Raw genomic sequence first — 25,204 nt, 5'->3', positions numbered from 1 at the left:
GGCCTCCCCCGCGTCATTACTCCCCACCCGCCCATGCAGCCCCTCAGCGTCAACCAGTACCTTCGCCAGCACATCCGCACCGTCCCCGACTGGCCCGCGCCTGGCGTGCAGTTCCGCGACATCACGCCACTGCTGCAGGACCCGAAAGTGTTCCGTGTGCTGATCGATGCCTTCGTGCACCGCTACATGGACAAGGCGCTGCGCCCCGATGTTGTGGCGGGCCTGGATGCGCGGGGCTTCATCCTGGGCGCCGTGGTGGCCTACGAGCTGAACGTGGGCTTCGTGCCCATCCGCAAGAAAGGCAAGTTGCCCTTCACCACGGTAGAGGAAACCTACGAACTCGAATACGGCAGCGCCACCGTGGAGCTGCACACCGACGCCGTGAAGGCCGGCGACCGCGTGCTGCTGATCGACGACCTGATCGCCACCGGCGGCACCATGATGGCCGGCAAGAAGCTGTTGGAAAAACTGGGGGCCACCGTCACCGAAGGCGCCGCCATTGTCGATTTGCCCGAGCTGGGCGGATCGCAGCGCCTGCGCGATGCCGGCCTGCCGCTGTACACCCTGGTGGACTTTGCAGGCCACTGACCCGAGGGCCATGGCATGGGTGCACAGCCCCCTGTGGGCGTGCACCACATGACCCCTGGATCAGTTGAGTTCGCCGTACTGGGTGCTGCTGAGGTCGGGAGCGGGACCGTCGGCACCGGGCATTTCGGTGTCCTCAAACCCTGTGGGCTGGGACGGTGGCAGCAGCGGACCGGAGCGCACCGGCACGCCTGGCTTGGCGGCCGCAGCCGTGGCAGCCGATGACCCTGCGGCGTTGGCCAGCGCGCGCTTGAACGCGGCCACCTCGTCGGCCTCGATGGGTTCGAAGCGGGCAGAAGAGGCAGGCCGCGTGGCAGCCAGCGGTGCGGGTGCAGACACAAGGGGTGCGGGGGCCGACACCGCACCGAGCGGGCGGCGCGCAGCCAGCGGGGCCGCAGCGGGCGCCAAAGGAGCAGGGGAAACAGGTGCCGCGGCAGCCGCGGCAGGGCGTGCGCCCACCTGCGGTGCAGGCGACGGGGCCAGGGGTGCCGGGGCAGTGGCCGCTGCTGCTGGCGGACGGCGCACTGCCGTAGAAGCCGCCTGCAACGGCAGCGCAGCGCCTTGGGGCGCCACGCCCTTTTGTGGAATACCCACCGCCACATGGTCGTTGATGCGCCAGTACACGGCCGTCACCAGGATGTCGTAACGGGTTTTGGCGGTCTGGGCGATGAGCGCCTCGATCTCGCTCAGGCGCACCGTCTCGCCGCCGTATTCCCGGGCCAGGTCCATCATCACCAGGAACTGGCGGCCGCGCTGGTCGAGCGACAGCACCTTGAACTTGTAGCTGGCCGACAGCACGCCAGCGCGCACCATGGCGTCGCGCACCACGGTATAGAGCAGCTCACGGCGCTCCATGCGCTCGTTCTTGCGATTGGCGGCGTGCTCTGGGGGCTGGGGCTCCACGAGCGGCTTGCCCTGGCGCCCGGGTTGCAGGGGCACGGTGGCGTCGGCGTTGAACAGGCCGGAGGGCTCGGCCGCTGCGCGGGGCTTGGCGGGAGCGGGTTTGCGGCTGAACCAACTGAACAGGGACATGGCTTGCTTTCTTCGGATGGTGCCTGGACAAAATCCAAATCGAGTGTAACGCGCCATCCCCCCGCAGAAGGCGGAAGAAGCCCGAGGGAAACCCCCGACAGGCCCCGCCTGTCAGGTGGCCGCAACGCGGCGGCGGCGGTTGCCCAGGCGCTTGGCCAGCACAGCCCCTGCCGCCATGGCCAGACCCAGGGCAATCGCGGGCTGGCGGTTGGTCAGCTCGGTGAAGCGGATGGCCGTGAGGCTCCACAGTTTGCACGGCGCGCTGGCCTGCACCGTGGCGCTGCGTGCGCGGTGCGAGAAGAAAGCGCCTTCACCCACCACCGACCCGGCGCCCACAATCGCCAGACGCAGGCGTTCCTTTTCGTCCTGGTAGTGCACGCTCAGGCTGCCACTTTCGACCAGGTACAGGGTGCGGTCCGTAGCACCCTGGCTGAAAAGCACTTGGCCCGCGGGCAACACCACCGGGAGCAGGTAGGACGACAGCACCTCCCACTGGGCGGCCGTCAGCGGGTTGGTCATGCTGTCCTCCGCCGTGGTCTGGGCAATGGCGTCGATCAGACCTTTGAGGTCCACCTTGGAGGCAACGGGCATGGGAACATTCATGGTCCGCCGAAAGTAACCCTGTTACAGATCGGACACAAGCGCTGTTTACGTCCGTTTACAAGATAGGGCGACCAACGGTCGCTATTTACCGATGCAGAAGCTGGAGAAGATCACGCCGAGCAGGTCGTCGGAGGTGAACTCGCCAGTGATGGCGCTCAGGGCGTTCTGCGCCAGCCGCAGCTCCTCGGCCAGCAGGTCCAGCGCCGGGCCCTGGGCCTGCAGTTGGTCGGCAGCTTCCTGCAGGTGCAACGACACGGCCTGCAGCGCCTGCACATGCCGCGCCCGGGCAATGTAGATGCCCTCGGGTGCCGACTGCCAGCCCGCCACGTCCAGTAGCAGCCGTCGCAGGCCGTCCAGCCCCTGACCGGTGCGGGCCGACAGATGCACCGCAGGGCGCCCGGGGTTGGCTGTAGGGGCAACACCGGCCGCGCAGTCCAGCTTGTTCCAGACATCGATCACGGGGATGTTTTTCGGCAATTTTTGCCCCAAGGCGCTTTCGATATCTGCGTCGGCAGCTACATATTCAGGAGCACTTTGCCGCGACAGGTCGTGCAGGAACAGCACGGCGTCTGCCCCGGCAATCTCGTCCCAGGCGCGGGCGATGCCGATGCGCTCGACCTCATCGCTGCTGTCGCGCAGGCCGGCGGTGTCGATGATGTGCAGCGGCACCCCTTCGATCTGGATGGTCTGCTGGACCTTGTCGCGCGTGGTGCCGGCAATGGGCGTGACGATGGCCAGCTCGGCCCCTGCCAGCGCATTGAGCAGCGAGCTTTTGCCGGCATTGGGCTGCCCGGCGATGACCACCTTGATGCCCTCGCGCAGCAAAGCGCCCTGGCGCGCGCGCTGCATCACCGAGGCCAACGTTTGCTGCAAGTTCGATAGCTGGCCATGCGCATCGGCCTTGCGCAAGAAGTCGATTTCTTCTTCAGGAAAGTCCAGCGTGGCCTCCACCAGCATGCGCAGATGGATGAGTGCGTCGCGCAGGCTGTGGATTTCTGCAGAAAACGCGCCGGTCAGCGAGCGGCTGGCGCTGCGGGCTGCGGCTTCCGTGCTGGCGTCGATCAGGTCGGCAATCGCCTCGGCCTGGGCCAGGTCGATCTTGTCGTTCAGGAAAGCCCGTTCGGTGAACTCCCCGGGTTGGGCCACGCGCAGGCCCGGCAGACAGGGCTGGCCGGTCGCCGGTTGGGTAGCAGCCCCCGCCTCCAGGCAGCGCGCCAGCAGCAGCTGCAGCACCACCGGGCCCCCATGCGCCTGCAGCTCCAGCACGTCTTCGCCGGTGTAGCTGTGCGGACCGGGGAAGTACAGCGCGAGCCCCTGGTCGATGGCCTGGCCCTGTGCATCCCGAAAGGGCAGGTACGTCGCCTCGCGGGGCTTGAGGGTGCGGCCGCACAGCGCCTGCACCAGGGCCTCCAGCCCTTTGCCCGACACCCGTACGATGCCGACGGCCCCGCGCCCGGGGGCAGTGGCGATGGCAACGATGGGGTCGTGGTGGCGTGCAAGCATGGGCAGGGACTTTACAAGGTGACAGAAAAAAGGCCGCTTGCGCGGCCTTTGGGGGTCAGTTCGTGGATGTCAGCGTTGCCGCTGCCGCATCACTTGAACTTGGGCAGATTGAACTGCGGTGGCACGCCCATGCGGGTGTTGATGATCCACTGCTGCGCAATCGACAGGATGTTGTTCGTCAGCCAGTACAGCACGAGGCCGGCTGGGAAGAAGAAGAACATCACGCTGAAGATCAGCGGCATGAACCACATCATCTTGGCCTGCATCGGGTCTGGTGGCGCGGGGTTCAGGGCGGTCTGCAGCAGCGAGCTGGCCGTCATCAGCAAGGGCAGGATGAAGAATGGGTCAGGCGCGGAGAGGTCGTGGATCCAGCCGATCCAGGGCGCATTGCGCATCTCGACGCTGGACAGCAGCACCCAGTACAGCGCAATGAACACAGGGATCTGGATCATGATGGGGAAGCAGCCGCCCATCGGGTTGACCTTTTCCTCGCGGTAGATGCGCATCATCTCCTGCTGCATCTGCTGCGGCTTGTCCTTCAGGCGTTCGCGCATCTCCATGATCTTGGGATTGATAGCCTTCATCTTGGCCATGCTGGCGTAGGCCTTGGCATTGAGCCAGTAGAACGCGATCTTGAGCAGCAGCACCAGCGCAACGATGGACCAGCCCCAGTTGTTCAGGAGCTTGTGCAGGTTGTCGAGCAGCCAGTACAGGGGCTTGGACAGGATGGTCAGCCAGCCGTAGTCCTTGACCAGTTCCAGGCCGGGGTACAGCTTTTCCATCATGGTCTCGACCTGCGGGCCGGCGAACAGGCGCGCGTCGATGGTCTTGGTCGCGCCCGGCTCGATGGTGCCGAGGGGGGTCAGCATGCCCACGGAGTACAGGTTGGTGTCCACCTTGCGGGTGAAGGGCTCGCGCTGCACGCCGTCGGCCAGCAGCCATGCAGTGGCGAAATAGTGCTGCACCATGGCGACGTAGCCATTGGCCGAGTCCTTGGGAATGTCGACCTTGCCGCTTTCGATGTCCTTGAACTCGATCTTCTGATACTTCTTGGCTTCGGTGAAAACCGCCGGGCCGGTGAAGGTGGAGTAGAACGACGACTCGCCTGGCGGCTTGTTGCCGTCACGCACCAGTTGCAGGTACAGCTGGGGCGACACAGCGGCGCTGCCGGTGTTGACGATGTCGTGCTTGACGGCAATGTCATAAGCACCGCGTTTGATGGTCCAGGTCTTGACCAGCTTCACGCCGCCCTGGTCGGGCGACTCGAAGCGGATGCTCATGGAGTCTTCACCGTCCTTGAGTTCGCGCGGGCCGGGAACGGCCGTCATCACCGTCTTGTGCGTGGGGAAAGTGCCGCCCACCAGGCCGGTCTGCGCCACGTAGACGCGCTGCGCGCTTTCATCCAGCAACAGGAAGTTGCGGGCCTTGTCGGTCATGTCGGCGTGCTTGAGCAGCTCGGCCTGCGTGAGCGAGCCGCCTTCGCTGTCGAACATCAGGCGATACAGGTCGGTCTTGACCTCAATGCGTTCGCGTTTGGCAGGCGCAGCCGCTGCGGCAGGCTGCCCGGGCACGGCTGCCGCGCCTTGCGCGGCCGTTGTGGCTGCGGGCACGCTGGTGGCGGGCACGCTGGCAGCCCCGGTCGCACCGGAGGCCGCGCCTGCGGCAGCAGCAGGGGCTGTCACTGCGGGCGTGGTCGGGAAAAAGGTGGCCTTGTTGCCATTGTGCAGCTGCCACTTGTCCCACAGCAGAACCATGGAAAAGCCAAAAATCACCCACAGGATGGTGCGGCGAATGTCGTTCATGAAGACTTCTTTGGTGAGGATGGGGGAGTGGTGGAAGGGGTGAGCCTGGAGAAAAGCCGCAGGCTGCGCGGCAGATCTTGCGGGACCGGATCATGGCCCCCGTCACACCAGGGGTGGCAGCGTACCAGCCTGCGCACCGTCAGATAACTGCCTGCTGCAGCGCCGTGCTGCTCCAGCGCCTGCAGCGAATAGACCGAGCAGGTCGGCTCAAAGCGGCAGGCCGAACCCAGCCATGGGCTGAGAAACAGCCGATAGCCTTTGACCACGCCGATCAGCAGGCGCTGCATCATGGGGCAGTCACCGGCTCTGCCACCGGCGGCACAGGGGCAGCAACCGCTGCGCCCGAATGCCGGGTGGCATATCCGAACAGCTGCAGCAGCTCCGCGCGTACCGCCTGCTTGAGTTGGTCGGACGTGGCGCTCACGAACTGCTTGCGATCAAACGCCGAGCGAAGGCGCACCACATGGGCGGCCTGCGGCAAACGCGCCTCAAACGTGGCGCCCACGGTGTAGATCTGCCGCTTGATGGTGTTGCGCGTCACGGCGCGGCGCGCCCAGCGCTTGGGCACCATGGCACCCATCCAGACGCCCTGAACGACAAACAGGGCCTGCGGCCCTTGCGTGTGCGGCAAGGAGCCGGGCCCTGTAGGTGCAACAGTGGCGGCTTGGCTGGCAACTGCGGTGCTGTTGGCGTCCAGTGCCAAACGGTGCAACGCAAAATGCGCCGTGCGGGAGACAGTGCCCCCCGCCATGGCAGCCTGGAACTGCGGCCGGGTTTTTAGCCTGTGCATGCAAGCGCCCCGTTTGGAACCTGGCGGTACAAACCGGGAACAGGCGGGGAGCAGGCCGTAGACCGTATCGGCCTTAGACGGCCAGGCGCTTGCGGCCCTTGGCGCGGCGTGCGTTGATAACGGCACGGCCGCCGCGGGTCTTCATGCGGACGAGGAAACCGTGGGTGCGCGCGCGGCGCGTCTTGGAGGGCTGGTAAGTACGTTTCATGGTGCTATTCCTTGAGGTTCAGTTCCGGACTGCTGCTCTTGAACCCCCTGCAATCTGCACACCCACACAATGTATGAAACATCACCTGGAGGCAGACCCACGGGGCAGAAATAACGGCGCGCCGGGTCAAATCACCCTGAACACATTCAGGGAAACCCAAAATTATCGCAGGCTTGTGGCCGACTGGCAATGCCTTTCGATGGGCAGGCCTTTACCAGCGCGTCGCAGAGGCTGCAGCGCCCGACCCTTTCAGGCCACGCCTTCCCCGCATGGCAACCCCGGATTCCCCCGGATGACAGCCGCCTTCAAATTGTGGATAACTCCTTGACAAGCTACAATCCACCGCCTTACCCCGTTCCTCCTATCCACAATAAGAATTCCCCAGAAATGACCGAGGAACCCACCCGCAGCCCTATCAATTCGCCCGGCTCAGATGCCGGTCAGGGCCTGTGGCAAGCCTGCGTTGAGCAACTGGCACAAGACCTGCCAGAACAACAATTCAACACCTGGATCAAGCCCCTGATTGCCCAAGTGGCCGAAGACTTCTCCAAAGTCACGCTGCTCGTGGGCAACCGCTTCAAGCTCGACTGGATCCGCGCCCAGTACGCCGGCCGCATAGCCGCGCTGCTCGAAGGCCTGTATGGCCAACCGGTCACACTGGAGTTAGCACTCGCTCAGCGCGAATCCGTTGCCAGGACTTATGTACGGCCTACATCGCAGGAGCCCTCCAGCCCCGCAGCGCCAGCCGACCCCCCATCCAGTAGCAACGATGAGGCCTCAGCGGGCGCGTTCCGCAACCGCCTCAACGCCGCCCTCACCTTCGAGACCCTGGTGGAGGGCACGGCCAACCGCATGGCGCGCTCTGCGGCCATGCACGTGGCGGGCATGCCCGGCCATCTGTACAACCCGCTGTTCATCTACGGCGGTGTCGGCCTGGGCAAGACCCACCTGGTGCACGCTGTGGGCAACCGCCTGCTGCAGGACAAGCCCGACGCCAAAGTTCTCTACATCCATGCCGAGCAGTTTGTGTCGGATGTGGTTAAGGCCTACCAGCGCCGCACCTTCGATGAGTTCAAGGAGCGCTATCACTCGCTCGACCTGCTGCTGATCGACGATGTGCAGTTCTTCGCCAACAAGGACCGCACGCAGGAAGAGTTCTTCAATGCGTTCGAGGCCCTGCTGGCCAAGAAGTCGCACATCGTGATGACGTCGGACACCTACCCCAAGGGCCTGGCCAACATCCACGAGCGGCTGGTGTCGCGCTTCGACTCGGGCCTGACGGTGGCCATCGAGCCGCCCGAACTCGAAATGCGCGTGGCCATTCTGATCAACAAGGCGCGCGTCGAAGGCACCGAGATGCCCGAGGAAGTCGCCTTCTTCGTGGCCAAGAACGTGCGCTCCAACGTGCGCGAGCTCGAAGGCGCGCTGCGCAAGATCCTGGCGTACTCGCGTTTCAACCAGAAAGAGATTTCGATCCAGCTCGCCCGCGAGGCGCTGCGTGATCTGCTGTCCATCCAGAACCGGCAGATTTCTGTGGAAAACATCCAGAAGACGGTGGCCGACTACTACAAGATCAAGGTCGCCGACATGTACAGCAAGAAGCGCCCGGCCAGTATTGCCCGCCCGCGCCAGATTGCGATGTACCTGGCCAAGGAGCTGACGCAAAAGAGCCTTCCCGAGATCGGAGAATTGTTTGGCGGGCGCGACCACACCACGGTTTTGCATGCTGTGCGCAAGATTGCGGGCGAACGCCAGCAGCTGACCGAGTTGAACCAGCAGCTGCACGTGCTGGAGCAGACGCTCAAAGGGTAGCGCCAAGGGTAGATAACCAGCGGGAAACGCCCGTCGGGCAGCCCCACGAAGAAGCGACCCCGTTAAGGGGCAAAATGGCGGGTTATAGATAGCAGGGGGAGGCATGACCTGTGCCGCTGTCCACGCACCGTCCCAAAACCACAAGAGGTTGATGACATGATCGTCCTGAAGGCAACACAAGACAAGGTTCTCGCGGTTCTGCAGTCCGTGGCTGGCATCGTGGAGCGCCGCCACACGCTGCCCATCCTGGCCAATGTGCTGATCCGCAAGACGGGCAATGCCCTGCAGCTGACGACCAGCGACCTCGAAATCCAGATCCGCACCACGGCCGAACTGGGTGGCGACACCGGCGACTTCACGACCACCGTGGGGGCGCGCAAGCTCATCGACATCCTGCGCACCATGCCGGGCGACCAGACGGTCAGCCTCGAATCGGCCCAGTCCAAGCTCATCCTCAAGGGCGGCAAGAGCCGCTTCACGCTGCAAAGCCTGCCGGCCGAAGACTTCCCGCTGGTGCAGGAATCCGCCGCCTTTGGCCCCGTGTTCGCCGTGCCCCAAAAGACGCTGAAGGACCTGCTCGGCCAGGTGTCGTTCGCCATGGCGGTGCAGGACATCCGCTACTACCTCAACGGTATCCTGTTCGTGGCCGAGGGCAAGACCCTGAGCCTGGTCGCTACCGACGGCCACCGCCTGGCCTTTGCCAGCGCCACGCTGGACGTCGAAGTGCCCAAGCAGGAAGTCATCCTGCCGCGCAAGACCGTGATCGAGCTGCAGCGCCTGTTGTCTGATGCGGGTGGCGAGAACCAGCCGCACATCGAGATGCAGTTCGCCAACAACCAAGCCAAGTTCACCTTTGGCGGCATGGAGTTCGTGACCAAGCTGGTCGAGGGCAAGTTCCCCGACTACAACCGCGTGATCCCCAAGAACCACAAGAACAGCATCACCCTGGGTCGCGCCCCGCTGCTGGCCAGCCTGCAGCGCACGGCCATCATGACCAGCGACAAGTTCAAGGGCGTGCGCCTGAACCTGGAGCCCGGCACCCTGCGCGTGGCGTCCAACAACGCCGAGCAGGAAGAGGCCGTGGACGAGCTCGACATCGACTACGGTGGCGACACCATCGAGATCGGCTTCAACGTGACCTACCTCATCGACGCCCTGGCCAACATGGGCCAGGACATGGTGAAGGTGGAGCTTTCGGATGGCAACAGCTCTGCGCTGCTGACCATCCCCGACAACGACAGCTTCAAGTACGTCGTGATGCCCATGCGCATCTAAGGCTGCGTGACACCCGCCGTGCACCACAGTCGCAGCGCCACACCGCGAACGCTACTTTATTGATAGCTGCAAGCGCACATTCAATATGCGCTTGCGCCCAATTAGACCATTGAACATATTGGAAACCCCGGTTTCCACGGATCCCAAGGCCCACCATGACCGTTGACAACAACATTCCCTCCGAGCCCGAATCCTCCGGAGTCTCCGGCCATGTGGAGCCCACCGTCAACAAGATCGACACCAACCAGGCCGGCGCCAGCGAAAGCTATGGCGAAGGCGCCATCACCATCCTCGAAGGCCTGGAAGCCGTGCGCAAGCGCCCCGGCATGTACATCGGCGACACCAGTGACGGCACCGGCCTGCACCACCTGGTGTTCGAGGTGGTCGACAACTCCATCGACGAGGCCCTGGCCGGCCACTGCGACGACATCGTCGTCACCATCCACACCGACAACTCCATCAGCGTGACCGACAACGGCCGTGGCATTCCCACCGGCGTGAAGATGGACGACAAGCACGAGCCCAAGCGCTCGGCTGCCGAAATCGCCCTGACCGAGCTGCACGCAGGCGGCAAGTTCAACCAGAACAGCTACAAGGTCTCGGGCGGCCTGCACGGCGTGGGCGTGAGCTGCGTGAACGCATTGAGCAAATGGCTGCGCCTGACCGTGCGCCGCGAAGGCAAGGTGCACCAGATCGAATTTGCACGCGGCTTTGTGCAAGACCGCCTGCTGTCCACCGTGGACGGCTTTGAAGTCAGCCCCATGAAGGTGACCGGCGAGACCGAAAAGCGCGGCACCGAAGTGCACTTCTTGCCCGACACCGAGATTTTCAAAGAGAACAACGACTTTCACTACGAGATCCTGGCCAAGCGCCTGCGCGAACTCTCGTTTTTGAACAACGGCGTGCGCATTCGCCTCAAGGACGAACGCAGCGGCAAGGAAGACGACTTCTCGGGCGCGGGCGGCGTGCGCGGCTTTGTCGAGTTCATCAACAAGGGCAAGACGGTGTTGCACCCCACCTCGTTCTACGCCGCAGGCGAGCGCCCGGCAGAAACGTATGGTGGCATCCCTGGCACGCACATTGGCGTGGAAGTGGCCATGCAGTGGAACAGCGCGTACACCGAGCAAGTGCTGTGCTTCACCAACAACATCCCCCAGCGTGACGGCGGCACCCACCTGACCGGCCTGCGCGCTGCGATGACCCGCGTCATCAACAAGTACATCGAAGAAAACGAGCTGGCCAAGAAGGCCAAGGTCGAAGTCACCGGCGACGACATGCGCGAAGGCCTGTGCTGCGTGCTGAGCGTGAAGGTGCCCGAGCCCAAGTTCAGCAGCCAGACCAAGGACAAGCTGGTGTCGAGCGAAGTGCGCGCGCCGGTGGAAGACATCGTGGGCAAGCTGCTCACCGACTACCTGCAAGAAAAGCCCAACGACGCCAAGATCATCTGCGGCAAGATCGTGGAGGCCGCCCGTGCCCGCGAAGCCGCCCGCAAGGCCCGCGAAATGACCCGCCGCAAGGGCGTGCTCGACGGCATGGGCCTGCCCGGCAAGCTGGCCGACTGCCAGGAAAAAGACCCCGCCCTGTGCGAGATCTACATCGTGGAGGGTGACTCCGCCGGCGGCTCTGCCAAGCAGGGCCGCGACCGCAAGTTCCAGGCCATCCTGCCCCTGCGCGGCAAGATCCTGAACGTGGAAAAAGCCCGCTACGAAAAGCTGCTGACCAGCAACGAAATCCTCACGCTGATCACCGCCCTGGGCACCGGCATCGGCAAGGCGGGCGGCACCACCGGGGGCGACGACTTTGACGTGGCCAAGCTGCGCTACCACCGCATCATCATCATGACCGACGCCGACGTCGACGGCGCCCACATCCGCACCCTGCTGCTCACCTTCTTCTACCGCCAGATGCCCGAACTGGTGGAGCGCGGCCACATCTACATCGCGCAGCCGCCGCTGTACAAGGTCAAGGCCGGCAAGGAAGAGCTGTACCTGAAGGACGCCCCCGCGCTCGACGGCTTCCTGCTGCGCATTGCGCTGAACCACGCCAGCGTGACCACCGGCGGCGCCAACCCGCAAACCCTGACGGGCGAGACCCTGGCCGAACTGGCGCGCAAGCACCAGATCGCGGAAAGCGTGATCGCCCGCCTGGGCAACTTCATGGACGCCGAAGCCCTGCGCGCCATTGCCGATGGCGTGAGCCTGAAGCTGGACACCGTGGCCGAAGCCGAAGCCAGCGCCGTGGCCCTGCAAGCCAAGCTGCGCGAACTGAACACCACCGGCGCCCCCGCCGAAGTGGCCGGCGAATTCGATGCCCGCACCGACAAGCCCCTGCTGCGCATCAGCCGCCGCCACCACGGCAACATCAAGAGCAGCGTCATCACGCAGGACTTCGTGCACGGCGCCGACTACGCCGCCCTGGCCGAAGCCGCCGAAACCTTCCGCGGCCTGCTGGCCGAAGGCGCCAAAGCGATGCGCGGCGAGGGTGAGAAGCAAAAGGAAGAAAAGGTCAGCGACTTCCGCCAGGCCATGAAGTGGCTGATTGCCGAAGCCGAACGCACCACCAGCCGCCAGCGCTACAAGGGCCTGGGCGAAATGAACCCCGAGCAGCTGTGGGAAACGACGATGGACCCCAATGTGCGCCGCCTGCTGCGCGTGCAGATCGACGACGCGATCGAAGCCGACCGCGTGTTCACGATGCTGATGGGCGATGAGGTCGAGCCGCGCCGGGATTTCATTGAAACCAATGCGCTGCGGGCGGGGAATATCGACGTCTGATCGATCGCTTGATCGTCGCCGCCGCGCCCTGCCGCCGCTCGCGCATTCAGGAAGGCCACCCTCGGGTGGCCTTTGTGCCCTTTGCCCGACCTTCTTCGCATGACCCATCTTGCCATCCGTCCCGCAACCATCGATGACACCGACCTGATCCTGCACTTCGTGCGGGAACTGGCGATCTATGAGAAGGCTGAGCAGGAGGCGCTGGCCACACCCGCACATGTGCACCGCACGCTGTTCTGCACCAATCCCAAGGTGCATGGCCTGATCTGCCAGGACGGCGATACCCCCGTGGGCTTCGCGGTGTACTTCTTTAACTATTCGACCTGGCAGGGCCGCCACGGTCTGTATCTGGAAGACCTGTACGTGTCGCCAGAGCACCGCGGCAAGGGCGCGGGCATGGCGCTGCTGAGGCAACTCGCGCGCATCGCCGTGGACCACGACTGCGGGCGCTTCGAGTGGAGTGTGCTGGACTGGAATACACCTTCCATCGCGCTGTATGACAGCCTGGGTGCCCGCCCGCAGAGCGAGTGGATCCGTTACCGACTCACAGGAGACGAGTTGCACGCGCTGGCGGCGCAGTCGCAGCCGCTCCTGCAGCCGTCCAACACCGCGCCATGAGATCCACCATCGCCATCGTTGACGTTGACCGCCTGGACACCTGGTCCCGCTACCGCGCAGGCCTGTGCGACACCTGCGCAGCCAACTGCTGCACCATGCCGCTGGAAGTGCAACTATCGGACTTGGTGCGGCTGGAACTGGTGGACCCGTTCGAGGCCGAGCATGAAGAAATCCGCCACATTGCCAAGCGGCTGCAAAAGGCGCGGCTGATTGACCACTTCAACCACAAGAACGCGGTCTTCACGATGGCGCGGCGGGCCAGTGGGGACTGCAATTTTCTCGACCCCAAGACGCGGCTGTGCACGGTGTATGACAAGCGGCCCGAGACCTGCCGCCTGCACCCGCAGAAGAAGAGCCCCAAGCCGGGCTACTGCGCTTACGGGGCGCGGGATCTGCAGCGGCGGGGCTGACTACAGACAAGCGGTGAGGTGTCTCGCATCTCGCATCTGCGCAAGCCCACCGCCTCTGAGACCGCCGCTCCCCGCGCTCACGCCATGTCGCGCAGCTCGCGGCGCAGGATCTTGCCAACGCTGGACTTGGGCAGGGCCTCCACAAACACGATCTGCCGGGGCACCTTGTAGGCAGTGAGCGCTGCACGGCAGTGGGCGGCGATGTGGTCTGCATCCACCGGTGGCGCAGTGCCCGCCGCGCGCACCACATACAGCCGCAGTGCCTCGCCCGTCTTCTCGTCCGGAACGCCGATGCAGGCGCATTCCAGCACGCCGGGGCACGCGGTGGCCACGGCTTCGACTTCGTTGGGAAAGACGTTGAAGCCTGACACGATGACCATGTCCTTCTTGCGGTCCACGATCTTGAGGAAGCCGCGCTCGTCCAGCTGGCCGATGTCGCCGGTGCGGAAGTAGCCGCCGGGGGTGAAGGCGGCGGCGTTGGCCTCGGGCTGCTGCCAGTAGCCGCCCATGACCTGGGGGCCTTTTACGCAGACCTCGCCGGGCTGGCCCAGGGGCACGGGGTGGCCGTGGTCGTCCAGCAGCAGCACGTCGGTGGAAGGCAGGGGCAGGCCGGTGCTGCCGCTGAAAGCAGTGACCGATGCGGGGTTGAAGGCCACCACGGGACTGGCCTCGCTCAGGCCGTAGCCTTCGCGGATGAACTGGCCGGTGATGGCCTGCCAGCGGGCAGAGACCGATGGCAGGATGGCAGCGCCGCCGCCGCCCGCCAGCCGCAGGTTGGAAAAGTCCACGCCCTGCGTGCCGGGGTGCGCCGCCAGCCCCGCGTACAGCGTGTTGACCCCCATGAACACGCTGGGGCGCGCGGCGTTCAGCACGTCGATCAACCCGTCCAGGTCACGCGGGTTGGGCACCAGCCAGTTACGCGCACCCACCGCAAAGTAGCTGATCAGGTTCACCATGAGCGCGAAGATGTGATACAGCGGAATGGCCGTGACGACGACCTCCTGTGCGGGGCGCAGGGCATCGGGCACGAAGGCCTTGAACTGCTCCACATTGGCCACCAGGTTGCGGTGCGTGAGCATGGCGCCCTTGGACAGGCCTGTGGTACCCCCGGTGTACTGCAGGAACAGCAGGTCGCCCCCCTCCAGCACAGGTGGCGCAAAAGGCAGGGTGGCGCCCTCGGCCAGGGCGCGCGCAAACGAGGTGGTGGTGTGCAGGTGGGCATCCACGGGCGGCCCAGGCAGGTCGGCTGCGGTGCCGTCGCCGGGCGCCACGGTGATGATGCTGTGCAGTTCCACACGGTCCTGGATGGCAGCCAGGGTCGCAGTAGACCCTGCATAGATCACCATCACCCTCGCTCCTGCGTCCTGTAGCTGGTGCTCCAGCTCCCGCGGGGTGTACAGCGGATTCACGTTCACCTGCACACAGCCCACGCGCGCAATGCCGAGCATGGCGATGGGAAACGCCATCAGGTTCGGGCACATCACGGCAATGCGGTCGCCCTTGCGCACGCGCAGCACGTTTTGCAGGTAGGCCGCAAACGCGCGGGATTGCTGGTCCACATGTGCATAGGTCAGCGTCTGGCCCAGGCAGGTGAATGCGGGCCGGTGCGCATACCGCTGCATGGCGGCACACAGCAGGTGCACGATGCTGGGATGGCTGTCGGGATCGATGTGGGCAGGGATGGCGCCATAGCTGGCCAGCCAGGGTTGGGGGGACATGGTGAATCGGTCCTCGTGGGGGGTGGAGCAGCAACGTGCGGGCAGGCTCAGCGCACGGCCTTGGCCAGTGCGGCAAAGGCTTGCCGGTCCAGCGCGTGGGTGAAGGCGGTGTTGGGCACGGGGTGCGTGGAGAACTTCACCACCACCAGCTCGGCCGCCGGGTTGATGTGGATGTGCTGGCCCATCAGGCCCTTGGCTTCAAAGGTGCCATCGGCATCGTGGGGTATCCACCACTGGTTGTGGTACGAGTAGCCCGCGCGCATGGCCGTGCCGGGGGCCTTGCTGAACTGGGCGGGGTCGGCCCCTTTGCGCAGCTCGGCAATGGTGGCGGGCGAGACGATCTGTTGGCCGTTGAAGCGGCCGTTGGATCGCAGCATCTCGCCCAGACGGCCCAGGTCACGCAAAGTGGCGTTCACGCCCACGCTGGTGGCCTGGCCGCCGTTGGCATCGGCAAACACATACGCGTCCTCCTGCGTGCCCAGCTTGGACCAGATGCGCTCGGACAACAGCGTGGCGTAGCTCTTGCCAGTCACGCGCTGCAGCAGCCAGCCCAGCACTTCCGTGTCCACCGACTTGTAGGCAAACGCGGTGCCGTGCTCGCCGTCCTTCTGAATGGTGGGCAGGTGCTCGGCCATGCTCTTGGCCCCGTTGCTGCCGGGGCGCGCAGGCTGCAGGCCCGCAGCGGCCAGATACTGAAAGACACCGGAGGTGGGGTCCGCAAAGTCTTCGGCGTATTTGACGCTGGTGGTCATGTCCAGGGTCTGCTGCACGGTGGCATCGGCCCAGGCGCTGTTGGCCAGCTCGGGCAGGTAACGCACGATGCGCGCAATGGGGTCGATGGCGCCTTCCTGGATGAGTTCGGTCACCAGCAGCCCCACCAGCGATTTGCTCATGGACCACAGCACATGTGGCTGCTGCGGCTGCATGCCGATGTGATAACGCTCATACACCACACGGCCCCGGTGCAGCACCAGCAGGGCGTCGGTGTAGGTGGCCTTCTGCCAGTCGGCCAGCGTGGTGGGCACGCCCTTGTCGTCGGCAAACGCCAGGGTGTCGGGCAGGGCACGCGGCGCTGCGGGCAGTGCGCTGGGCGCTGCTGCACCGCGCCAGATGGTGGCCGTGGGCCCCAGTTCGCGCAGGTGCTGCGCGGCCCAGCGCACGTTGGGGTACTTGAGGATGTTGGCCAGGCGCACGACCTTGTCGGGCGCCGGGGGGAAGCCCTGCATCAACTGCAGGGTCACAGGGTTGGTGGCGTCCGGCGGCGGCAACTGCGGAGCCTGGGCCTGGCTGGCAGGCGCAATCCCCAGCAGGGTGCAAGCCAAGGCGACGGCGGTGAAGGAAGGGGTAAGGTGGCGATGAAAAGAGCGCATGGTGAGAAGGCCTCGGTCAAGAAACGTGGGATGGGGAAGAACAAAAAAGAAAACGGAATCGGTCGGGCCGATCAGCCCCGCGCGGCCAGCAAGGTACGGATCACGCCCTCGGTGCGCTCGTACTCGCCTTCGCCAAAGTGCTTGTAGCGAATGCGGCCTTGGGCATCGATGAGGTAGGTGGCGGGCCAGTACTGGTTGCTGTAGGCCTTCCAGGTGCCGTAGCGGTTGTCCTGTGCCACGGGGTGCTTCACGCCATGGCGGCGCATGGCGGCTTCCACGTTGGCGGTCGGGCGCTCAAACGGAAACTCTGGCGTGTGTACGCCCACCACGGTGAGCCCCTGGGGCGTGTATTGCTCGGCCCAGCGGTTCACATGGGGCAGGGTGCGGATGCAGTTGATGCAGGCGTACGTCCAGAAATCCACCAGCACCACGCGGCCGCGCAACTGCGCCAGGCTCAGCGGTTCGGAGTTGAGCCAGCGCTCGATGCCGGTGAACTCGGGCGCAGCGCCCAAGTCGGGCAGCGCTGCGGCGGGGCTGGCGGGGCCCGCTGCATACGCCAAGCCAGGGGCCGCCAGTGCAGCGGCCATCGACGCCAGGAAAGCGCGGCGCTCGGAAAAGCGCGGGGAAGAGGGGTGCAATGTCATGGTGAAAGCTCCTTGCAATCGGTGGGGTGTCGCCCCTTACAGGCCGCCCCAGCCCGAGGGATAAAACTGCGTAAGCCAGACGGTGATCTGCCCATCCACCTCCCACAGCATGGCCAGCGCGATGGCAATGACCACCACGCCAAACACCTGCTGCACGCGGTGTGCGTGGCGCGCAATGCGGCGCACATGGGTGGCCGCGGCCTGGCCGCCGTAGGCAATAGCCAGCATGGGCAGTGCTGCGCCGGTGGAATACGCGAGCAGCAGTACGACGGTGCCAACCCCCGGTGGCTCGGTAGCGATGAGGGTGAGGATGGAGGCGAGCACCGGCCCGGCGCAGGGTGTCCAGACCGCGCCCAGGCTCAGGCCCAGCAGCAGTCCGCCCCAGTTGCCGCCCCCGCTGCCCATGCCCAGGCTGGCCATGCGGTTGAGCACGCCGCCTGCATGTTGGCTGAGCCACTGGAACGGCCGGGGCCACACCGTAAGCACGCCAAACACCAGCAGCATCACAGCGGCAAACCGGCGCAGGCCTTCCTGAGACACACCCAGCACCTGCGTGAAGCTGCTGAACAGCAGGGCCACGGCCGCGAACGACAGCGCAAAACCCAGGGCAATGAACAGGGGGCGTGTGCGCCGCGCTGAGTCGGCGCCGCTCACCGAGGCCCCCAGCACCACTGGCAGCATGGGCAACACGCAGGGCGCCCCCACCGTGAGCATGCCGGCAGCCACGGCCAGCCATGGCGAGGTGGTGGCCATGGTCATTGCCCGCTCCCCTGATCGGCCGCCGGACGGCGCCACACCTGGGTTTTGCCGAACAGCGGAATGCCCACGTACGCGTGCACCAGCAGTTGTTCCGGCTCGGCCGGCGTCAGGTTGACGCGGTACGTCTTGGCGTTCTCGCGGTTGTAGATTTCTCCCTGGTACTCGCTGCTGCCGCCCTCCGCCGGGCGCAGGCCCGACAGCAGAGTCATGCCCAGTGCAGGCCGCGCGTCGGCCGCCGCCATGTCGGCGCCCGGCGCGCTCATGGAGCGGTTGGCCAGCACGCGCACCACCTTGCCACACAGGGCGTTGCCGCCAGCGGGATTGCAAGGAGCGATGTTCACTTCCAGATTGCCGCTCTCGGTGATCCAGCGGCCCAGGGGGGCTTTGGGGTGAGCGGTGCCCGGCGCTGGTGCCACAGCGGCTGGCGGCGCTGCCGCAGCCTCTTGCGCGCTGACTGCCTGCGCCAGGCCCAGGGTCAGCAGGGCGGTCACGGCGATGGATGGTTTCATGGCAAGGTCCTCGTGAAGTTCAGGAAGACCTCATTGAAGCCAGCGCAGGTATCGGCGATTTGTCTGGCCAGGGGCTTTTGGTATGCGCGCTTGTCGATGCACCGGGCAGACAAGTTGAGATACATATCTGCCCACCCAGCCCATACCGCTGCACCACCAAAGCCCGGACAATGGCCACCATGACGACGCCCGCTCCCGACCACATCCTGATCGTCGATGACGACGCCGGCATCCGCGAACTGGCTGCCGAGTACCTGCAGCGCCAGGGCCTGCAGGTGAGCGTGGCCGCCGACGGGCGGCAAATGCGCGAGGTACTGGCCACGCAGCGCATCGACCTGCTGGTGCTGGATCTGATGCTGCCAGGCACCGACGGCATCGCACTGTGCCGCGAGCTGCGCAGCCCGGGCGCCCCACCGCTGCCCATCATCATGCTCACCGCACGCAGCGACGAAGCGGACCGCATCCTGGGCCTGGAGCTGGGTGCGGACGACTACCTGACCAAACCCTTCGCCGCGCGCGAGCTGCTGGCACGCATCCACGCGGTGCTGCGGCGCACGCGCATGCTGCCGCCCAATCTGGCCAAGGCCGAGCCCGCGCGCCACCTCACGTTTGGGGACTGGCGGCTGGACACCACCGCACGCCACCTGCTCGATGCCACGGGCGCAGTGGTGGCGCTGTCGGGCGCCGAATACCGCCTGCTGCGTGTGCTGCTGGACCACCCGCAGCGCATCCTCACACGCGACCAGCTGCTGCAGCTCACACAGGGGCGCGATGCCGATGTGTTCGACCGCTCCATCGACCTGCTGGTAAGCCGTGTGCGCCAGCGGCTGGGCGATGGCGCGCGCGGCTCGCGCTACATCAAGACGGTGCGCAACGAGGGCTATGTGTTCTGCGCCGATGTGCAAACTGCGGCAGCCGCCGCAGGAGCTGCGCAATGACGTCGCGCTGGTGGCCGCGCTCACTGTTCGGACGCATCCTGCTGGTGATGGCACTGGGCCTGGCGTTGGCGCATGCGCTGACGTTTGTGCTGGCGTTCACCGAGCGCAGCATGACCATGCGGCGGGCCATGGTGTCGTATTTCGCCAGCGACGTGGCCAGCTCGGTCGCCATGCTGGAACGCCTGCCTGCCACCGAGCGCGCACAGTGGGTGGACCGGCTGGCGCGCCGCAACTACCGCTTTGCACTGGCCGAACCCCTGGACGCACCTGCCGACCCGTCCCAGCTGGCCCGCCTCGTTGCCAGCGCTGTGGCGGCCACACTGCCCACTGACCGCCCGGTGCAGGTGATCGACCCCCATGTGCCGGGCATCGAGCTGCGGCTGCAACTGCGCCTGGCCGACGGTACGCCTCTGGCCGTGGACATGGACGAGCCCCGGCTGCAGATATCGCCCTGGGTGCTGGGCGCGCTGGCACTGCAGCTGGCGCTGCTGGTGGGCCTGTGCGCGTGGGCCGTGCGTGCAGCCACGCGGCCCCTGAGCACGCTGGCCGATGCAGCCGATGCGCTGGGCGCCGACCGCCCCACCGTGCCGCTGGCTGAAGACGGCCCGCGCGAAGTGGTGCGCGCCGCCGTTGCCTTCAACCATATGCAGCAGCGCATCCAGGCGCATCTCCAGGAACGCATGCAAATCCTGGCCGCCGTCTCGCACGACCTGCAAACACCCATCACCCGGCTGCGCCTGCGCGCGGATCTGCTGGACGACACCACGCTGCGGGACAAGCTGCACGCCGACCTGGCCGAGATGCAGTCGCTGGTGGAAGAGGGCATTGCCTACGCGCGCTCATCGCAGGCCGTGCGCGAGCCCCCGCAGCGCGTGGACCTGCGCGCGCTGGTGGAGAGCATTGCGCGCGACTACGCCGATGCCGGCCTGCCGGTACAAGTGCTGCAGGCAGTGGATGTGACCTCCGACACCCGCCCCCAGGCCCTGCGCCGCCTGCTGTGCAACCTGGTGGACAACGCGCTCAAGTTTGCGGGTGCCGCCGAGCTGACGCTGGAGGCAGAAAGGCCAGGCCAGTGCCTGATGCGCGTCATCGATCATGGGCCTGGCATCCCCCCGGCGGACCTCGCCGCCGTGCTGCAGCCCTATGTGCGGCTGGAGGATTCGCGCAACCGGGGCACCGGTGGCACCGGCCTGGGCCTGGCCATTGCCAGCGAGCTGGCCAAGGCCCTGGGCGGCCGCCTGATACTGGGTCCACGCGCGGACGGCGCGCAGGGGCTGGAGGCGCGGGTAGAGCTGCCAGAAGCGCTCCCGGCATAGGCATGCGCACCAGCGCCGCTGCTACAGTGGCCGCTCCGTGGACTCTCAAAAGGGCAACGCCGTGGACACACCTGTCAGCACCCCGCAGAGCGAGATCAGCGCCAGCAACCCACGCATCCGCGTCGGCATCGGCGGCTGGACCTTCGAGCCCTGGCGCGGCAACTTCTACCCCGCAGGGCTTGCGCACAGCAGGGAGCTGCAATACGCCAGCCGACAGCTCACCGCGATTGAGGTCAACGGCACCTACTACAGCACCTTCAAACCACCCACCTTTGCCAAATGGCGCGATGAAACGCCCGAAGGCTTTGTGTTCTCACTCAAGGCCAACCGCTTTGCCACGCACCGGCGCGTGCTGGCGGACGCGGGCGATTCGATCGCGCGGTTTGTCGACAGTGGCATCTCGGAACTGAAGGGCAAGCTCGGGCCCATCGTGTGGCAGTTCATGCCCACCAAGGCGTTTGAGCCGGGCGACTTCGAGGCCTTTCTGGCCCTGCTGCCGCAGCAGGTGGAGGGCCTGCAGCTGCACCACGCGCTGGATGTGCGCCACCCGAGTTTTGCGACGCCAGCGTTTGTGGCGCTGGCGCGCCGGTATGGCTGCGTGCCTGTGTGCACCGACTCAGACAAGTTTCCGCCCATCGCGGATGCTGAGGCCGACTTTGCCTACCTGCGGCTGATGCGCAGCCAGGCCGATGTGCCCACGGGCTACACGCCCGATGCGATTGCGCAATGGGCACAGGGCGTGCGCACCTGGACCAGCGGCGACCGGCCACGCGATGTGTTTGTGTACTTCATCAACGGCGCCAAAGAGCGGGCGCCGGCAGGGGCGATGGAGTTGCTCAGGCAGCTGGGCGCTACACCGTCTCGCGCTGCGTGAAGCCCTGCGGGGCCTCGCCGCCATCGGGCACATTGCCTACCACCACGCGGTCCACCCGCGCATGTGCTGGCCCCTGGTGCGCCCAGTCGATCAGCGCAAGCACGGCGGGTTCCGGGCCCCAGGCGCAGGCCTCCACGCGGCCATCCTGGCGGTTGCGCACCCAGCCCGTCACGCCCAGTCGATTGGCGGCCTGCGCCATGGACCAGCGGTAGCCCACGCCCTGCACCTGGCCGGTGATCAACAGATGGCGGGTGATGGTGGAGTGGGGTTCTGCGTTCATGGGGGGCACTGTAGCGCGCTCCTTGTGGGGAGGCCCCTCCAGGGGCACACTGCCAGCACCACCGCACCCCATGACCACCACCACCCCCAAGGCCCTGCCCACCATCGACCCCCAGCGCTGCACCGGCTGCGGCTGGTGCATTGCGGTGTGCCCGCCGCATGTGCTGTCGCTGCAGGTGTTGGGCGCGGGGCCTTGGGGCCCCAAGTGCTCCACCCTGCACGATGCGCCCGGCTGCACCGGGTGCGCGCTGTGTGCGGTGCGCTGCCCATTCGATGCGATCCGCATGGTGCGGGTGGCGGCCACCCAGGCCCGGTGAGGCCGTTGCGCCACAGGCTCACACAAGCGCACACAGATGCGCATAAGCGCGTACAGGCAGGTTGACAGGCCCCGGCCTGCATCCGGTACACTGCGCCCTTCATGTCGTTCACCTCTCTCCCCATCACCACCGCACGCGCCGCTGCCTTCCAAGGCATGGGCATGATGCCGCCCGCACTCACGCGGGCCAATGGTGAACAGCGGGCACTGGGTGCACGAATGATTACCACCATTACCACCGCGGCCACCTGAGCACGCGCAGGTGGCCGTTTCGGCAGCCACCTGGTGATCGCTCTCTTCTCCCCCAAGACGAATGCACGAAACCCAGCTCTGGCAGCTGGGTTTTTTTGTTTGTTCGTTAGCCGGAGAAGTCCATGTACCGCGATCCCGTCCAGTCCCTCGAAGCCCCGTTGTTGCCGTCGTCTGCCACGGCCATGCGCCCCCTGCGCGTGGGCATGATTGGCATTGGCACCGTGGGCGCAGGCACCTTCCGCGTGCTGGCGCGCAACCAGGCTCTGATTGCCGCCCGTGCGGGCCGGGGCATCAAGCTGGTGGTGGTCTGCGCCCGCAGCCTGGCCCGCGCCATGAGTGTGGTCGGCAAGGACGTGGCCCTGACCAACGACCCCATGCAGGTCGCCACGCACCCCGACGTGGATGTGCTGGTGGAGGCCGCTGGCGGCACCGGCCCCGCACGTGACTGGGTGCTGGCCGCCATCCGTGCGGGCAAACATGTGGTCACGGCCAACAAGGCGCTGCTGGCCGAGCATGGCAACGAGATCTTTGCCGCCGCGCGCCAGCACGGCGTGGCCGTGGCGTACGAAGGCGCGGTGGCGGTGAGCATCCCCATCGTGAAGGCGCTGCGCGAGGGCCTCACGGCCAATCGCATCGAGTGGGTGGCGGGCATCATCAACGGCACCACCAACTTCATCCTGAGCAAGATGCGCGACGAGGGTGTGGGCTTTGCCGAAGCGCTGGCGCAGGCCCAGGCGCTGGGCTACGCCGAAGCCGATCCGACGTTTGACATCGAAGGCATCGACGCTGCGCACAAGATCTCGCTGCTGGCGGCCAATGCGTTTGGCATGCCGGTGCGGTTTGCCGATGCGCAGGTGGAGGGCATCACCGCACTGCAGGGGCTGGACGTGGCCTGTGCCGAGCAACTGAGCTTTCGCATCAAGCTGCTGGGCGTGGCCAAGCGGCGCAAGGCGGGTGACGCGGAAGGCAATGTGGAAGGGGTAGAGCTGCGCGTGCAGCCCGCGCTGGTGCCCGCCACACATTTGCTGGCGCATGTGAACGGGTCGATGAACGCAGTGATGGTCAAGGGCGATGCGTCGGGCGTGACGATGTACTACGGCGCGGGTGCGGGGTCGGAGCAGACCGCGTCGGCCGTGATTGCGGACCTGGTGGATGTGGCACGGCTCGATGGCACCCACGCGGGCCAGCGCGTGCCACACCTGGGCTTCCACCCCCAGGCCGTGGACGAGCAACTGGCGGTACTGCCCCGCGCGGCCGTGCACACCCGCCACTACCTGCGCGTGCCGGTGCACAGCGCGCAGCAGATCGAGGCCGTGGGCGCCTGGCTGGCTGCGCAGCACGTGCCGGTGCTGCAGGTGGCGCTGGCGCATGACAAGGCCTTGCCCCCCGGCAGCGGCCCCCAGGTGCTGGTGCTGACCGATGCCGTGGCGCAGTCCACCGTGGACCTGGCCGTGTTTGCACTGGCGGCGCACCCTGCGGTGGCGGGGCCGGTGGTCACGCTGCGGGTGGAGACGCTGGAAGGGTGAAGGGCGCCTGAAAATGTGTTAGCACGAGGTTTTGGCGCCAAAACGGGCTGTAGCGCTAGTGCACCATGCCTGAGATGCTATCAATTTTGATAGTCCCTTCCGGTCGCAGCCATCACGCCATCAGCCGGCCCAGCACCAGCGCCGCCATATCCTCGGCCGCGCTGGTGCCCTCCGCCATCAGGCCCTGCACCACACCGGCGCGATCGGTGTCGGTGCGGTTCTGGCTCACCTTCCAGATGCCCTCCCAGCGCTCCACCGCCAGCTCGATGCCCACGATGGCGCGCAGCAGCTTGTCGATGTAGTCGGGCGGCGCATCGTCGATGCGCCAGGGGTCGGCGCGGTGGGCCTCGTGCTGCTCGCTCAGGGTGTGCAGGATGCCGCGCAGGCGCGCGGGGTCGTCAAACGCGCTCAGTGCGCCGTGGGCATGCACGGTGGCGTAGTTCCAGGTGGGCACCTGCTTGCCGTCCAGGGCTTTCGACGGGTACCACGAGGGCGACACATAGGCCTGCGGGCCGTGGAACACCGCCACTGCCTGCTGGGGCAACAGCGGCCACAGCGCATTGGCGCGCGCCACATGGCCGATGAGCGTGCCCTGCGGGCCGCGCGCCGGGTCCAGGTACAGCGGGATGTGATTGACGTGTTGCGCGCCTTCGTGCGCAATGACCAGCGTGGCCAAAGGCTGGGCACGTACCAGGGCTTGCTGGGCGGCGGCATCGGCCACCTGAAACTGCCGGTTGGGGTTGGCCATGTCAGCCCCCTTCCACTTCAAGCACCGGGGCGCAATCGATCTGCGTCTTGACCGAGTTGGCCAGAAAACACGATGTGTGGGCGCGGTGGTGCAGCTCGTCCAGCTGGGCAGCGCTGGGCGCGTGCGCCGCGTCAAAGCGCGTGACTGGGCGCAACTGCACATGGGTGACCACCAGCTGGCCCTCTGCGTTCTTGGCCATGGTGCCCACGGCCGCGTCGGTGTAGCGGTTGAGCCGATAGCCCGCACGGCTGGCGAAGTCCATGAACCACAGCATGTGGCAGCTCGACAGCGCGGCGACATAGGCTTCTTCCGGGTCCACCGCCGCCGCGTCGGAGTACGGCAGCGGCACCACATGGGGCGACGACGACGCGGCCACGGTGGCGCCGCCGTCAAACTGCCACGTGTGGGCACGGTGGTAGCGCTTGTCCAGAAAGTCGTCGGTGCCACGGGACCAGGTGATGGTGGCGGTGTGCTCGGCCATGGGGTGCTTTCAACAGGATGAGACCCGCTGGGGGCCCGGGTTTCTACAATGGTTCTTCAGTT

Annotated in this window: 27 protein-coding genes; 12 read left to right on the top strand and 15 right to left on the bottom strand. The window is 66.1% G+C overall.

From position 1 onward, the window contains the following. The first annotated feature begins 33 nt into the window (after positions 1-33). On the top strand, positions 34-588 hold the full coding sequence (locus ASD75_RS01740) for an adenine phosphoribosyltransferase (protein WP_043565825.1): 555 nt from the start codon (positions 34-36) through the stop codon (positions 586-588). Positions 589-648: 60 nt separating this feature from the next. On the opposite strand, the gene ASD75_RS01735 is transcribed toward ASD75_RS01740, so the two are convergent. From ASD75_RS01735 to rpmH, 7 genes are all read right to left on the bottom strand, one after another. Then, the gene (locus ASD75_RS01735; RefSeq protein WP_056742609.1) at positions 649-1,617 is read right to left on the bottom strand and encodes a hypothetical protein; all 969 of its coding nucleotides are present in this window, start codon (positions 1,615-1,617) and stop codon (positions 649-651) included. Positions 1,618-1,728: 111 nt separating this feature from the next. Further along, the gene (locus tag ASD75_RS01730; protein ID WP_043565827.1) at positions 1,729-2,220 is read right to left on the bottom strand and encodes a Crp/Fnr family transcriptional regulator; all 492 of its coding nucleotides are present in this window, start codon (positions 2,218-2,220) and stop codon (positions 1,729-1,731) included. Positions 2,221-2,301: 81 nt separating this feature from the next. Then, the gene (gene mnmE / locus ASD75_RS01725; protein ID WP_056742608.1) at positions 2,302-3,723 is read right to left on the bottom strand and encodes a tRNA uridine-5-carboxymethylaminomethyl(34) synthesis GTPase MnmE; all 1,422 of its coding nucleotides are present in this window, start codon (positions 3,721-3,723) and stop codon (positions 2,302-2,304) included. 89 nt (positions 3,724-3,812) lie between these two features. Beyond that, positions 3,813-5,525 carry a membrane protein insertase YidC gene (yidC, locus tag ASD75_RS01720; protein ID WP_056742605.1) on the bottom strand — a complete coding sequence of 571 codons (1,713 nt, stop codon included), beginning with the start codon at positions 5,523-5,525 and terminating at the stop codon, positions 3,813-3,815. Next, complete coding sequence (yidD, locus tag ASD75_RS23030) at positions 5,522-5,815, bottom strand: membrane protein insertion efficiency factor YidD (RefSeq protein ID WP_082522278.1); 294 nt, start codon at positions 5,813-5,815, stop codon at positions 5,522-5,524. The genes yidC and yidD overlap by 4 nt, the downstream gene beginning before the upstream one ends. Beyond that, positions 5,812-6,315, bottom strand: a complete 504-nt coding sequence (locus tag ASD75_RS01715) for a ribonuclease P protein component (RefSeq protein ID WP_056742603.1) — start codon at positions 6,313-6,315, stop codon at positions 5,812-5,814. The genes yidD and ASD75_RS01715 overlap by 4 nt, the downstream gene beginning before the upstream one ends. A 73-nt stretch (positions 6,316-6,388) precedes the next feature. Continuing rightward, a complete protein-coding gene (rpmH, locus tag ASD75_RS01710) occupies positions 6,389-6,523 on the bottom strand; it encodes a 50S ribosomal protein L34 (RefSeq protein WP_005798102.1) in 135 nt (44 codons plus the stop codon). A 387-nt stretch (positions 6,524-6,910) separates the two neighbouring features. Here rpmH and dnaA point away from each other — a divergent pair, with 387 nt between their 5' ends. The 5 genes from dnaA (at position 6,911) to ASD75_RS01685 (ending at position 13,412) form a co-directional block, all read left to right on the top strand. Further along, positions 6,911-8,335 carry a chromosomal replication initiator protein DnaA gene (gene dnaA, locus ASD75_RS01705; RefSeq protein WP_082564845.1) on the top strand — a complete coding sequence of 475 codons (1,425 nt, stop codon included), beginning with the start codon at positions 6,911-6,913 and terminating at the stop codon, positions 8,333-8,335. Positions 8,336-8,491: 156 nt separating this feature from the next. Beyond that, a complete protein-coding gene (gene dnaN, locus ASD75_RS01700) occupies positions 8,492-9,610 on the top strand; it encodes a DNA polymerase III subunit beta (protein WP_056056813.1) in 1,119 nt (372 codons plus the stop codon). A gap of 155 nt (positions 9,611-9,765) precedes the next feature. After that, positions 9,766-12,384, top strand: coding sequence for a DNA topoisomerase (ATP-hydrolyzing) subunit B (gyrB, locus tag ASD75_RS01695; protein ID WP_056742601.1), 2,619 nt, complete (start codon positions 9,766-9,768; stop codon positions 12,382-12,384). Positions 12,385-12,483: 99 nt separating this feature from the next. Next, entirely contained in the window at positions 12,484-13,002 is a 519-nt protein-coding gene (locus ASD75_RS01690) for a GNAT family N-acetyltransferase (protein ID WP_056742599.1), read from the top strand. Further along, entirely contained in the window at positions 12,999-13,412 is a 414-nt protein-coding gene (locus tag ASD75_RS01685; RefSeq protein ID WP_056742597.1) for a YkgJ family cysteine cluster protein, read from the top strand. The genes ASD75_RS01690 and ASD75_RS01685 overlap by 4 nt, the downstream gene beginning before the upstream one ends. A gap of 77 nt (positions 13,413-13,489) precedes the next feature. On the opposite strand, the gene ASD75_RS01680 is transcribed toward ASD75_RS01685, so the two are convergent. From ASD75_RS01680 to ASD75_RS01660, 5 genes are all read right to left on the bottom strand, one after another. Further along, positions 13,490-15,130: an AMP-binding protein gene (locus ASD75_RS01680; RefSeq protein ID WP_056742595.1), complete on the bottom strand. Its 1,641-nt coding sequence runs from the start codon at positions 15,128-15,130 to the stop codon at positions 13,490-13,492. Positions 15,131-15,177: 47 nt separating this feature from the next. After that, a complete protein-coding gene (locus ASD75_RS01675; RefSeq protein ID WP_056742593.1) occupies positions 15,178-16,500 on the bottom strand; it encodes a serine hydrolase in 1,323 nt (440 codons plus the stop codon). A gap of 71 nt (positions 16,501-16,571) precedes the next feature. After that, positions 16,572-17,144 carry a thioredoxin family protein gene (locus ASD75_RS01670; protein WP_056742590.1) on the bottom strand — a complete coding sequence of 191 codons (573 nt, stop codon included), beginning with the start codon at positions 17,142-17,144 and terminating at the stop codon, positions 16,572-16,574. 36 nt (positions 17,145-17,180) lie between these two features. After that, entirely contained in the window at positions 17,181-17,903 is a 723-nt protein-coding gene (locus ASD75_RS01665) for a cytochrome c biogenesis CcdA family protein (RefSeq protein WP_082564844.1), read from the bottom strand. Further along, positions 17,900-18,412, bottom strand: a complete 513-nt coding sequence (locus tag ASD75_RS01660; RefSeq protein ID WP_056742588.1) for a DUF2147 domain-containing protein — start codon at positions 18,410-18,412, stop codon at positions 17,900-17,902. The genes ASD75_RS01665 and ASD75_RS01660 overlap by 4 nt, the downstream gene beginning before the upstream one ends. 179 nt (positions 18,413-18,591) lie before the next feature. On the opposite strand from ASD75_RS01660, the gene ASD75_RS01655 reads away from it, so the two are divergent. From ASD75_RS01655 to ASD75_RS01645, 3 genes are all read left to right on the top strand, one after another. Beyond that, positions 18,592-19,350, top strand: a complete 759-nt coding sequence (locus ASD75_RS01655) for a response regulator (RefSeq protein ID WP_056743182.1) — start codon at positions 18,592-18,594, stop codon at positions 19,348-19,350. Further along, a complete protein-coding gene (locus ASD75_RS01650) occupies positions 19,347-20,666 on the top strand; it encodes a HAMP domain-containing sensor histidine kinase (protein WP_056742586.1) in 1,320 nt (439 codons plus the stop codon). The genes ASD75_RS01655 and ASD75_RS01650 overlap by 4 nt, the downstream gene beginning before the upstream one ends. Before the next feature lie 61 nt (positions 20,667-20,727). Continuing rightward, entirely contained in the window at positions 20,728-21,540 is an 813-nt protein-coding gene (locus ASD75_RS01645; RefSeq protein ID WP_369817442.1) for a DUF72 domain-containing protein, read from the top strand. Here ASD75_RS01645 and ASD75_RS01640 read toward each other — a convergent pair. Then, positions 21,518-21,820 carry an acylphosphatase gene (locus tag ASD75_RS01640; RefSeq protein WP_015011840.1) on the bottom strand — a complete coding sequence of 101 codons (303 nt, stop codon included), beginning with the start codon at positions 21,818-21,820 and terminating at the stop codon, positions 21,518-21,520. The two genes, ASD75_RS01645 and ASD75_RS01640, sit on opposite strands and share 23 nt — an antisense overlap. A gap of 70 nt (positions 21,821-21,890) precedes the next feature. On the opposite strand from ASD75_RS01640, the gene ASD75_RS01635 reads away from it, so the two are divergent. The 3 genes from ASD75_RS01635 (at position 21,891) to ASD75_RS01630 (ending at position 23,913) form a co-directional block, all read left to right on the top strand. Further along, positions 21,891-22,136: an ATP-binding protein gene (locus tag ASD75_RS01635; protein ID WP_056056843.1), complete on the top strand. Its 246-nt coding sequence runs from the start codon at positions 21,891-21,893 to the stop codon at positions 22,134-22,136. A 101-nt stretch (positions 22,137-22,237) separates the two neighbouring features. Then, complete coding sequence (locus tag ASD75_RS23575) at positions 22,238-22,387, top strand: hypothetical protein (protein ID WP_156358827.1); 150 nt, start codon at positions 22,238-22,240, stop codon at positions 22,385-22,387. A gap of 122 nt (positions 22,388-22,509) precedes the next feature. Continuing rightward, positions 22,510-23,913, top strand: a complete 1,404-nt coding sequence (locus ASD75_RS01630; RefSeq protein WP_056742583.1) for a homoserine dehydrogenase — start codon at positions 22,510-22,512, stop codon at positions 23,911-23,913. Positions 23,914-24,025: 112 nt separating this feature from the next. On the opposite strand, the gene ASD75_RS01625 is transcribed toward ASD75_RS01630, so the two are convergent. Then, a complete protein-coding gene (locus ASD75_RS01625; protein ID WP_056742577.1) occupies positions 24,026-24,661 on the bottom strand; it encodes an FMN-binding negative transcriptional regulator in 636 nt (211 codons plus the stop codon). Between the two features lies 1 nt (position 24,662). Further along, the gene (locus tag ASD75_RS01620; RefSeq protein ID WP_056742575.1) at positions 24,663-25,142 is read right to left on the bottom strand and encodes an OsmC family protein; all 480 of its coding nucleotides are present in this window, start codon (positions 25,140-25,142) and stop codon (positions 24,663-24,665) included. Positions 25,143-25,204: the final 62 nt, after the last annotated feature.

Origin of the sequence: Acidovorax sp. Root568 (genome assembly GCF_001427445.1) — a bacterium.
GTDB lineage: Bacteria > Pseudomonadota > Gammaproteobacteria > Burkholderiales > Burkholderiaceae_C > Acidovorax > Acidovorax delafieldii.
Note: the sequence above shows the minus strand (reverse complement) of the source record. Positions and strands in the feature narration are given on the sequence as shown.